General features: G+C 59.5%; 10 protein-coding genes. 3 read left to right on the top strand and 7 right to left on the bottom strand.

Annotated features, from left to right (window positions below; translation table 11 throughout):
• From VN887_16825 to VN887_16800, 6 genes are all read right to left on the bottom strand, one after another.
• Positions 1-553: aminotransferase class III-fold pyridoxal phosphate-dependent enzyme (locus VN887_16825; GenBank protein ID HXT41673.1), on the bottom strand; the 553-nt coding region annotated here is incomplete at its 3' end.
• Positions 550-1,935 carry an aspartate aminotransferase family protein gene (locus tag VN887_16820; GenBank protein HXT41672.1) on the bottom strand — a complete coding sequence of 462 codons (1,386 nt, stop codon included), beginning with the start codon at positions 1,933-1,935 and terminating at the stop codon, positions 550-552. The genes VN887_16820 and VN887_16825, both read right to left, overlap by 4 nt.
• Before the next feature lie 46 nt (positions 1,936-1,981).
• A complete protein-coding gene (locus tag VN887_16815; GenBank protein HXT41671.1) occupies positions 1,982-3,124 on the bottom strand; it encodes a 2-aminoethylphosphonate--pyruvate transaminase in 1,143 nt (380 codons plus the stop codon).
• Positions 3,125-3,301: 177 nt separating this feature from the next.
• Positions 3,302-6,400: a LamG domain-containing protein gene (locus VN887_16810; GenBank protein HXT41670.1), complete on the bottom strand. Its 3,099-nt coding sequence runs from the start codon at positions 6,398-6,400 to the stop codon at positions 3,302-3,304.
• 91 nt (positions 6,401-6,491) lie between these two features.
• Positions 6,492-6,884, bottom strand: coding sequence for a hypothetical protein (locus VN887_16805; protein HXT41669.1), 393 nt, complete (start codon positions 6,882-6,884; stop codon positions 6,492-6,494).
• A gap of 4 nt (positions 6,885-6,888) precedes the next feature.
• Positions 6,889-7,788 (bottom strand): type II secretion system protein, encoded by a 900-nt coding sequence (locus VN887_16800; protein ID HXT41668.1) that lies wholly within the window; start codon positions 7,786-7,788, stop codon positions 6,889-6,891.
• A 434-nt stretch (positions 7,789-8,222) separates the two neighbouring features.
• Between VN887_16800 and VN887_16795 the strand changes: the two genes are divergently transcribed.
• Both VN887_16795 and VN887_16790 read left to right on the top strand, forming a co-directional pair.
• Positions 8,223-8,900 (top strand): hypothetical protein, encoded by a 678-nt coding sequence (locus tag VN887_16795; protein HXT41667.1) that lies wholly within the window; start codon positions 8,223-8,225, stop codon positions 8,898-8,900.
• 108 nt (positions 8,901-9,008) lie between these two features.
• The gene (locus tag VN887_16790) at positions 9,009-9,560 is read left to right on the top strand and encodes a response regulator transcription factor (protein ID HXT41666.1); all 552 of its coding nucleotides are present in this window, start codon (positions 9,009-9,011) and stop codon (positions 9,558-9,560) included.
• 40 nt (positions 9,561-9,600) lie between these two features.
• Here VN887_16790 and VN887_16785 read toward each other — a convergent pair whose 3' ends face one another.
• Complete coding sequence (locus VN887_16785) at positions 9,601-10,326, bottom strand: tetratricopeptide repeat protein (GenBank protein HXT41665.1); 726 nt, start codon at positions 10,324-10,326, stop codon at positions 9,601-9,603.
• A 186-nt stretch (positions 10,327-10,512) separates the two neighbouring features.
• On the opposite strand from VN887_16785, the gene VN887_16780 reads away from it, so the two are divergent.
• A partial coding sequence (locus tag VN887_16780; protein HXT41664.1) for an FAD-dependent oxidoreductase occupies positions 10,513-11,348 on the top strand: 836 nt, incomplete at its 3' end.

Here is an 11,348-nt window from a genome sequence, read left to right as displayed (position 1 = left end):
CCACCCAGGGGGCTCCAGTTCCGGAAGGATCGCAGCCCGGAAGCTCCCGCGACATTCCGTTGATCATGCCGGCAACACCCACAGGATGCTGTCCGTGGTACGCCCCTTCGAACCTCAACACTTTCGGCCGGCCCGTCGCGGCCCGTGCGACGCGCAGGCAAAGCATCGTCGCTTCGGTCCCCGATGCGACAAACCGGATGCGTTCCAGGCAAGGGCTGACAGCAGCGATGCGTTCGGCGAGTTCGACAGCCCGCCGGTTGACCGCGGCGAAGTTGGCGCCGTCCGCCGCCGCCGACATGGCAGCCTCAATAATCCGGTGATGCGCGTGCCCGACGAGTGCCGCGCCCCAGGCCATCGTCATGTCGAGATATTGCCGGCCTTCGGTGTCCCAGACGCGGCAGCCGGATCCCCGTTCGATCACGGATACGAGTTCCGGTGGCAGGTTGTATTCGCCGTTGGAACCGTCGGGAAAAATCGCCAACGCGCGTTGCCGCGAAGACGGAGCCGCCGGTCTTGTGCCGGCGATCAATGGTGAGGCCGGTTGACAGGTCATTGGCCCCTTCCTTTTTCCGCGTCGCCGATGCTTGCTTCGAGAACGGTGAGCGCCTGATCCATTTCCTCGCGGGAAATCGTGAGCGCAGGCGTCAATGTCAGAATATTGCCCATCGTGATCTTAAAATTCAATCCGCGGCTCAGCGCGGAATACATCACGCGCTCCGCCTCGTCCGTCGCGCGCGCGGGCGGGTTGCGGCCGCGCAACAACTCCATGCCCATGAGCAAACCAATGCCGCGCACGTCACCGATGATCGGATGGCGCCGGGCCATTTTGCGCATCCGCTCGAGCGACGATTCGCCAAGGACGCGCGCGTGTTCGACCAGTTTTTCATCCTCGATGACCTGCAGTGTCGCCAGGCCCGCGGCACACGCGACAGGATTCTTTTCGTGCGTATAGTGGCCCAGGGCCATTTCCGCGGCAACGTTCAGGCCCTCGCGTGCGATGAGCGCCGCCAGCGGGAAGACACCGCCCCCCAGCCCTTTGCCGAGCACGAGCATGTCCGGCACGATGTCGTAGTGTTCGCAGGCAAACATGCGTCCGGTCCGTCCGAGGCCGGTGGGTATTTCGTCGAGGATCAGCAGCGTTCCGTGTTTGTCGCACGCGGCGCGGACACGCTTCCAGTAGTCGGGCGGCGGGATGAACGGAGTGCAGCGGACGGTCTCGCCGACAACCGCCGCGACGTCGCGCTCCTTTTCGAGGACGTACTCGATGTAATCCGCGCAGGCGAGGTTGCAGGCAGCGCCGCACTTGAACGGGCAATGACGATTGTCCGGCGGCGGGACGTGTTCGCAACCGGGAATCAACGGTCCGATGCCGCCGCGGAAATCGGCCTCGCCGCCGACGGAAATGGCATCGAGCGACGCCCCGTGGAACGAATCCCACATGGAGACGAACTTGAATCTGCCGGTGGCGACGCGCGCCAGCTTCAGCGCCATGCCGATCGCGGAGGTCCCGCCGGGCGCGAACAGGACTCGCTTGAGGTCGCCCGGCGCAAGTTCGGCCAGTTTTTTCGCCAGCGCGACCGCGGGTTCGCACGTGTAACGTCGTGTGCAGAACGACAGCTCGTCGAGCTGTTGTTTGATCGCGGCGATAACCCGCGGGTGTGCAAAGCCGACCTGGTGCACGTTATTGCCGTGAAAATCGAGATACCGACGGCCCTGCACGTCCTCGATCCACGCGCCGCCGCATGATTTCAGCGCATTGAGGCAAGGTGTGGAAAGCGACTGGTGCAGGAAAAAATCCGCATCCTCATCCAGCAACCGCTTCGTCGCGCGCGGGATGTTTTCGGCGGCCCAATCCCGTCGTCGCCTTGAGATATTCAAGTCCCCTTCGGAATGAAGGCGGGCGACCGGCGGAACGGACCTGGAGGTTCGGCTCATTTGCTGGAGTCACTGCCACTTCATTTTGAACAGCTGCGTCGGGATTTCAAGCCACGCCTGTATCTACGTTCATTTCTTTCAGCACACCCCCGATCGCGAGAACCAGCGCCTCGATGTCCGTCGGGAAAATCCGCCCGATGGAGCCGATCCGGAAAGTGTTTTCCTGGCTGATTTTGCCGGGATAAATGATAAACCCTTTGTCGCTGAGCCGCCGGTAAAAGGCGTCGAAAACGAAGGCTTCGTCATCCGGATAATGAAACGCAGTGATGATGAAACTTTGGACGGCAGAGTCGAGGTACGGACGGAAGCCGAGACGTTTCATTCCGGTCGCGAGGATTTCATGGTTCCGGCGGTACCGCGCGCCGCGTCCGGCCACGCCGCCCTCCTGCTCCAATTCATGCAACGCCAGCTCGAAAGCGAGAATCGAGTGTGTCGGTGGCGTATAACGGAACTGGCCGTTTTTTTCGAAGCCCTTGAACTGGTCGAGCAGGTTCAGACTGAGACTGCGAGCATGGCCGTCACAGGCCAGCAGCGCGTCCCGCCGGCAGATGACAAATGAAAAACCGGGCACGCCTTCGATGCACTTGTTCGCTGACGAAACGAGGTAATCAATGCCGGCCCTGTCGAAGTCGATCGGGATCGCGCCAAAGCTGCTCATGGCGTCCACGATGAAGATGCGCCCGTGGCGTTTTGTGACTTCGCCGATCTCGTTGACTGGATTGAGAATCCCGGTCGTCGTTTCACAATGCACGAGCGCCACGTGCGTGATGGATTTATCCTGCGCCAGCGTGTCGTCAAGCGACGCGGGATTGTTCGGCGTGTTTTCGCGGGCGCGCAGGACGACGTGATCGATCTCCAGATGTCGCAGCATCAGGACCATGCGTTCGCCGTACGCCCCGTTGGCGAGCACCGCGACCTTTCCGTGCGGCGGCACGCACGTTGCGAAAACGGCTTCGACGCCAAACGTGCCGCTGCCCTGAAGAAGAATGGTTTCCCACCCGGCTTCACGCGAAAGCCTGGCGAGTCTGAGAATTTCGTCGCGCACCCACCCGACCTTCGCGTTGAACTCGAAATGCCACGAGCCCGCGTCGTGCAGCATGGCACGCTTCACCGACAGACTCGTGGTCAGCGGTCCCGGTGTGAAGAGGAGTTTGTCACGAGCGGGCGGCAGGTTCGCTGGAGGCTGCATGGATTGCTTTCGAATGCCTGGAGACAAAGCGGGCTTGGGCCGCACACACGGACCCGCAAGCCCAAGCCCGCCTTTCCTTCCGAAGAAGGAAATCCCAATTATTTGTCAAGCCATTCACCCGCAGCCGGGGATGAAGGAACACCCTTCATTCGTCCGGCCGGCGGCATAAACGTTACATCACTGATGCAGGCGATAGAACTTGTTGCCCGCGCCAACGGTGATCGTTACCGAATTGTTGGCCACGCCGCTGACCGGTGACCAGCTCGGAGCGGTGAGACTGTCGGTGCTCTCCAGCGTAAAGCCGGTGACCGCCGACGGCCACGAGATGGTCACGCTGCCCGCGGCGGAGCTGATGCTGAGCGTGGGCGAACTGCTGACTGGCGGAATGGAATACAAACCGAAGTCGTCAACACCCCAATACCAGCTTGCCGTGCCAGCATAAGCGAAGCGGAATGTCACTTTCGATTTGTTGTCCGCCTGAGGCAACGGAAAGAGTTCCACCCGATGGGACTCGACGTTGTCATCATTTACCCGGGCGCTGATGTAAGGTGCGAGGGCCTGGCTGATGGGAGCCGCGATATATGTGCCGTAACTTGTGCCATAAGCGGTATCAGTATTGATCTGATTCAAGGTTGTTACGGCATCAACCGAGCCATCCGGGAAATGAACGATGTCGGGCCCGTCCAGCATGTATAAAACCGGCAGCCAGTTGGTGCCGCCGTCCACAGAATATTCGAGGGCCCCGATGTTGTCCTGATTCTGTTCATAGCTGCTGTGGAAGGAAACCCAGATGTTGGATTTGCCGGTGAGGTCGTAGTTGGGCGAGAACAACATCGCAACCTGGTTCCCGCCCCGCTCGTCCGATTCAATATAAACAAACTTGTTTTCCATCAGATTCGTCGGTGCCAAGACCACTCCGTTGACAACCTGGCCCGGAGCGATGGTCGATACGCGACCGTCTGGATCATCTGCCTCCCAGACGTGAAAATCGTTCGTACCGTTGATATACACCTGGTCGCGCGTGATCACCAACCAGCCGAGGTATGCGTCCGATTTGGGATCCCCGATATCAGGAGGCGAGCCCGGTTCAAGCGAATCGGTATTATTGGTGGAGGTCCAACCGGCTGGAAGTCCGCCTTCGACGGCCGATTCGAAGTTCTCAAAGTAAATCGGCGTTGGCAGAATCTTGTTTACGTAGCTGCTGACGGAGAATTGAAACTCGTTGGTCTTCGTCGTAACCGGCGTGCCGTTGTCGGCAAAAACCAGCTGCAAATCGTGTGTCGAAAGACTCGCGAGCAACCCCGGCGGATCGTACTGGACGAGTGTGTTCGTCCCGCTCGAAGGCTGAATGCTCGGCTGCACCTGCGTGCCGTCGAAATAGAGCTTGATGCTGTTGGTCACGACGGCCGTGGCCGAATTCTGAATGGTGGCGCTGATCACCACATCAGGCCCGATGTTAACCGGACTGCTTGGCACCAGCACGGAGACAAACGGGGTCGCACCGGATCCCGGCCTGACGCGGTAGGCTTTCACCGCGTTCGGATCACTGGGATCGTTAATCAGCGTCCTCGTTCCCGTGGTCAGGTCCACCGAGAAGAATTCCAAGGCCGCCCCTCCATTGCCTTGTTCGTAGCCAAGCCGAAACGAATAGACGCCGTCTGTCTGGACGACGAAATCGGCAAAAGTATCGCCTGGGCCGCGGCCGCCATCATAAAAGCCAAGCACCTGCGAGGTGGCGTCACGCGCGTCCGGCCCGGCCCGGAGCACGAAACCGTCATCGCTGTTGACGCCGAAGCGGTGGTAGCCCGCCTTTAAATCCAGAAAGGCAAGTATTTCGACCGCGAAATTGAATCCACTGGATTCGTCGCCGGGAACACCCACGGTCGTAAAGTCCAAGTCACCGGGAACGCTCCCCGCATCGCCGCCACCGAGATTGAAATTGACCAGGTCAATGTCGTAGCTGCCATCGCTGTTCGGCCCCGGAAAGGCGTGATTGACGTAAGGCTGGCCCGTGGTCGGATCGATCAACGTCCCTGCCAGTTGCGCTTCCTGGCGAGCGATTGAATTGGGCAGGTTGGCATCCATACGCGCCTGCACCGAGCGGGCGCGGAATCCGGGGGTGTTGGCCGAGCCTGGTGCTGTGCCGGCGGTGGATGGAATCACGTGATAGTTAGCAACCGTAAACGCCCAGGTGTTGGTGAACGTGGTGGCGGGCGTGGCGTTGTTCGCAAAGATCAACGTCACGGTATTGGCCGAACCAGCTGGCAGCATGCTTGGAGGGGTATATTGTACAGTGGTGTCAGTCCCGCTTTTTGTGATCGAAGGCGTCTTGGCGGTCCCGTTCAGCAGAAACTGGATTGAATTTGTGGCCAGCTTGTTGATGCCTCCGTCCGTGATCACCGCGGAAATGGGCGCGGATGGCAAAACGTCCGTGGCTAGGGGAGCCGGAATTGTGGAGGTCACAAACGGGTCAATGATGGGAACATTCGCCAGGTTCGTCCCATTCAAACCAAAGCTGTAGATCGCGTTGACCTCGGCGCCGCTCAATACGCGGCGCCAGATTCCCAGGTCATCCATCAGCATATCGATCGCCGCCGCACCCGTTCCGTCCGTGTAAGTCCCGATCCCGTCCTGGCCCAGATTCATGGAGAGGCCGAGGGTGTCCGTGTCCACGCTACCCACCGCTTTGCCCGAATCCGGCGCCACACTCGTCGTGTTGACCGAGACACCGTCCACATAAATCGTGCCGACGCTGTTCCGCTGGAAGGTGACCGCGACATGGTGCCAATTCTTGTCCAACACCTGCGGCGCGACATGCGGGCTGTCGCGGCGCGCGGATTGATCGTCCTTAAAATTCCACTTCAATCCGTCGCCCTCACTGGCGATGACAAAACCCTGGTTGCCGCCGCTGCCCCAGTCCTTGTTTGCAATGAATGGCTTGTCATCATTCTGGGAAAACACCTTGACCCAGAAGGAGACGGAAAAATCACTCGTGCCCAACTCCAATCCGGCGGGGTAGCCGAGCGTGACGTAGTTATTGGTCACGTCATCTCCCGTGCTGGTGATGTGCACGGCCTGTCCGAGTGTGCCGGCTTCGAACGTTGGCGTACCGGTCGCCGCGCCGTTGATCCCGTTGCCCGACGAATCGTTGTAATCGTTGTCAAACGTCAGGTGGACGACCAAATTGTCGGTGATGGCCGCTTTTAATTCAGGCGCCAGGCCAAGGGCAATGGCCAGCAACGCCAGGTATTTCGCGATGTGGGTTCTGATTTTCATAGTCTTCCATGGGGTTTTGTCTGCGGAATAGCCGACACTTGCCGGGGTGTCGAAAGTTTGCGTTTGGATGTGATCATTATGGAACTCAGCTTCATTTGCTGGCGCGATAGGCTTGCAGAAGATCCTCCGCCGCTTTGTTTCCGTTGGCGGCAGCAGCCTGCAACTGCGTCAGAGCAGCGGCCCTTGATAGCGCCGCTGCCGTGCGTTGTTCCGGGGTCAGATCCGGCCGCTCGGTAAGATTCTGCGATTGCACAAACGCCTTCGGAGCATCCTGGGACTGCAGAGCGGCCACCACTCCGCTGGCAGCCTCCTTCACATCGGGTTTGGCGTCTTTGAACGCACTATTGAGGGTGGGCGCGACCTGCTCGGGGGCCAGTGCCCGAGGAGAGTTGACTGACGTTCTGCTGCATCCCGCCGCTCCGATGAGCACAACCAAAACAGGCATCGCCGCCCCGAACGCCGCACGATTACGAAACAAATGCATAAAACTAGAAGTTCGGCTGGTTGGTGGGGAAATCGCCCGTGTACCAGCGATAATCCACCCCCTTGTTCAAACCCTTAAACGGAATCACGGACACGTTGCCCGGCATCCAAATTGTTTCGCACTTCTTGTTATGTCGAAACCACTCCCATGTAAAATCATAGTTGTTGTAGAGGGTTTGACCCAATCCTCCGGGACCAACCCACTGCGTCAGAATTCGCGTCTGCCCGGGAAACAACGCGATGCTATCGTCCGACCCTTCCATTCGCTGTTCCGCCGAGTCCTGTGCGAAAATGGTCGTGGTCGGGCTTGCGAGATCCGAGATCTTCAGCGGCGCCGTCTTCGAGACGGTTCCGTAGGGCGAAGGCGTAATCAGGTATTGGCAGATTCCAATGGTGGAATTTTTCCAGAAATCATGCGGATAATAGCGACCGTCATCATGCCACTCATCCACGATCTTGTGACTCGGACAGTTAAACACTTCCTTTGCTCCGCCCTGAGAATTATGTCCGCCCAGGTAATTGATGTAGCCAATTCCCCAATAAGCTAGCGGGTGGTCAGGTGGTAGCGTTGCAGTAGAATTGGGATTTAACGTCCATTGTCCGTCGTTAGGAATGTACGCCCCGGCGCCACGACCCACGTAAAACAGAGCGTTGTTATTGTCGTCGCCGTACATCGTTCCAGCAAGGCCGACTTGTTTCAAATTCGCGATGCACCGAACGCGCTTCCCCTGTTCCTTCGCCTTGGCAAGGGCGGGTAACAACAATCCTGCGAGGATTGCAATGATCGCGATCACGACCAGCAGTTCGATCAGGGTGAAGCCGCCACACCGAACGGGTCCGCCGGGCGCAATATGCGGTGCTTGATCAGCCGAGTTGCCAGTCGGCGCGCGGTTTGAAGATTTCATCGGGAACTCTGCAAGCGACCCGTTCCACCGGCCGGCGAGGCGTGCGGACGGACCCAACAAATCGAACGCGACGATCGCCGGTCAAAGGGTCACTGAATGACCAGGATTAAAGCGGACCGGAGTCTCAGCCACAATGGCCTGTTTTAGCGGGACTCCGCGTCGAAGAACGCTCCACAAAGTTTGCGCAAACGTTTTTTGACACGTTCGCGAAGGACGCACGGCTTCCCGGCGCGCTTGACGCACCGCCTGATTTGATGCGCAGGAATCATTCACCAGCATTTCCACCGGATGCTGTTGACACGTCAGCCAAGCCAGAATCTCCTGCCCGCGGGTCCACTCAGAATTTCACCTGACGCGTGAGGACAGGTCCCGGTTGCATGCGCGCGAAATACGCTTGGCATCCGTCTGCAGTTCGTCATTCTGTAACAATTCAAGTGTCCAAGCAGCGTCCAAGCACACGACGTCGAAGCACGCGGGTCCGCGTCGCATCGCCCTCGCCCGTCGCGGATCCCGTCACTCTTTGGCGGGCCCGCGTCTTCCGCAACACTTACACACGCAACGGCCGGACGTTGCGTGTTAAAAAGTGGTCGGTTAAGATTCAGCACGAGGGGAAACGCCGGACTTTTTCACTGGCCGCCGCATCGAAAATGGAGGCCGCCCGGGAAGCCCACGGCATTTACCAGGTCGTCCGCTCCGGAGGTTGGGAGGCCGCGGCGCGCGCGCGCGCACACACCGCTTCGCCTCCGACCCGGCGCGTATCCATCCCGCGCCGGAACGAATTGCTCAAGTCGGACGTGCGTTACTGGCGCGAGCGATTGATCCACTCGAAATACACGGAAGCCCGGCCGGCGCGCCCGAAGGAGTTTTCGGTGCGGATCGAAGACGAGGGCGTCTATCAATATTTTCCACTGGGGACTGATGACGCCGAATGCGCCGCGGGCCGGGCATTGAAAATTTACCAGACGATCAGGACGAAAGGATGGGAAGCAGCGTTCCGGGAGTTTCCGCGGGAGATAGCGGTCGCCATTTTCTGGTCCACCAGCCCGGTTGCCTGCACCTATACCACTCTTTACACGCTTCCAGACGCGGATCCTTCCAGCCCGCCGGGATGAGTCGCCGGCGGGTCCCCGGCGGAAAAGGAAATCTTCATCGTCGAGGCCGACCCGGAAGTGCGCCGGACACTCGTCCTCTGGCTGTGCCGACAACCCGGCTTCCGGTGCGTGTCCGCGTTTGAAACCGCCGGAGAAGCACAGAACGCCATCCTCAAGGAACCGCCGGACATGCTTCTGGTCAATCGCGCCCTGCCGGAAATGCCGGTGGCCGAATTCCTAGAACGATTGAAAGCCAGGCTGCCAGACCTTCCCGCATTCACTCACGGTATTTATCAGGACAGCGACCAGATCTTCATCACCCTCAGCGGCGTCACTGCAGGTTACATTTTTCGCCGCCGAAAACCGACCGAATTATTCGAGCCGATCCGGGGGGGGCTTCGCCATGAAACACTTTCCGCGAAGGAACTCCGGCTGCAAATCCGGGATTACTTCCAGAGCCTGTTCGGATTCACGCTGGCAGGCGACGCAACCCCGCTGGCAAGTCTTACTGCGCGCGAACAGGAAATCTTGAGCTGCGTGAGCAAGGGATTTTTGGACAAAGAAATCGCCGGAGCCCTGGGCATCAGCATCTGGACGGTCCACAACCACCTCAAGCATATCTACGAAAAGTTGAACGTGCATACGCGCACCGAGGCGGTGCTGAAGTATCTGCAAAAATGAACACGTCACCCCGGGCTTTCGCTCCCGCCGGACCAGCCGGTCAATCCGACGCGCCCGGCGCCGGCTTTCCGCCGACGAACTTGCTTGAACGACGCTCTCCCTCGGAAATCTCCTCCCGCGTCATCTGACCCTTTAGGGTAATGAGCGCTGTCACGGCGTCTTCCAGTCCTTGCCGCGCGGCGAGCTTCTGCCATTTGTACGCCTCGACCCGATCCACGGGAACACCCTTTCCGACCTCGTAGCGCCGCCCCAGGTTGTATTGAGCCAACGGATCACCTTGTTCAGCGGCCTTGCGGTACCACCTGACCGCCTCCGTCGCATCGTGTGGCACGCCTCGCCCCGTGGCGTACATGGCCGCCAAATTGTACTCCGCCCCCGCGTGCCCCTGCTCGGCCGCCTTTTTGTGCCATTTCACGGCTTCAGCTTCATCGCGAGTCACGCCAAGTCCGGTCTCATACAAAACCGCCAGATTGTATTGCGCGTCGGCGACGTTCTTTTCGGCAGCTGATCGATACCACTTGAAAGCCTCGCCATAATTCTGTGGGACTCCTTCGCCTTTGGCGTAGAGGTCACCCAAAACGTTCTGCGCCGTCGCGCTTCCACCTTCCGCGGCGTCCCGTATCTTCCGCACATCCGGAGCGGGAACCGGCGCGCGCGCAGCCGCTTTTTTGCCCGTGCCAAACAGCATCATTCCCCCCAGGGCAACGACGAAAACCAGGACCCCGATGCCTGCCAGCACCGCCCGTTTGGATTTTGTTTTGTTCATGACAAGGAGTCGATCAACGCTGGTCAAGCATCCCTCTTCCGAGGGTAAAAGCGTTGCCGGGCGCACGAAGACAAACAACACTGCGCGATCGAAAACGGTCGCCAAAGTACATCCGTGCTTGTGCGCCGTCACTCCCCAAAACAGGTCATTGAGAAAGACCTCGCCTCACCTACACTCCGCGTCGCTGTGGATCCCAAATTCCCTGACCACGCCAGAGTCGTCATCGTTGGCGGCGGCATCATCGGTTGCAGCGTCGCGTATCACCTCGCCCGGCTTGGATGGAAAGACGTCCTGCTGCTCGAACAAAACGAGCTTGCCGGTGGCACGACGTGGCATGCCGCGGGCCTCGTCGGGCGTCTGCGCACGACGAACAGCATGACGAAGATCAACAAGTATAGTGCGGAACTGTACGCCCGGCTGGAAAAAGAGACCGGCCATTCGGTTGGCTGGAAACAAGTCGGCAGCCTTATTGTGGCACGGTCCGAAGATCGCATGAATCAACTGCGCCGAACGGCCGCGATGTCCGAATGGTTCGGCGTCGAAGTCCAGTTGATTTCACCGGAAGCGGCCGGAGAGAAATGGCCCCTGCTTCGGGTGGACGACGTCGTGGGCGCGGCCTGGCTGCCCCACGATGGAAAGGTGGTCCCCAAGGAAGTCGCCCTCGCGCTGGCCAAAGGTGCTCAATCACTCGGGGCGAAAGTGTGTGAAAACGTCCGCGTAATGGATGTCGAACATCGCGCGGTGCGGGCTGTCGGCGTCAAAACGAACCAGGGCCATATCACCGCCGAGTATGTCGTTCTCACCGGCGGCATGTGGACGCGTGAACTCGGACTTCGCTGCGGCGTGACGATTCCCCTTTATCCGGTCGAACATCACTACGTGGTAACCGAACCGATTCCCGGCGCGTTTGACGAGTTGCCGGTTGGCCGCGATCCCGACCTTTGCATTTATTTTCGTGGTGAAGGCGACGCGGTCATGCTCGGCGCTTTTCAAGCCGAGTCGAAACCGTGGATGGTCGAACG

The organism is Candidatus Angelobacter sp. (genome assembly GCA_035607015.1).
Classification (GTDB): Bacteria; Verrucomicrobiota; Verrucomicrobiia; order Limisphaerales; family AV2; genus AV2.
This window is presented reverse-complemented; position numbering and strand designations above follow the sequence as displayed.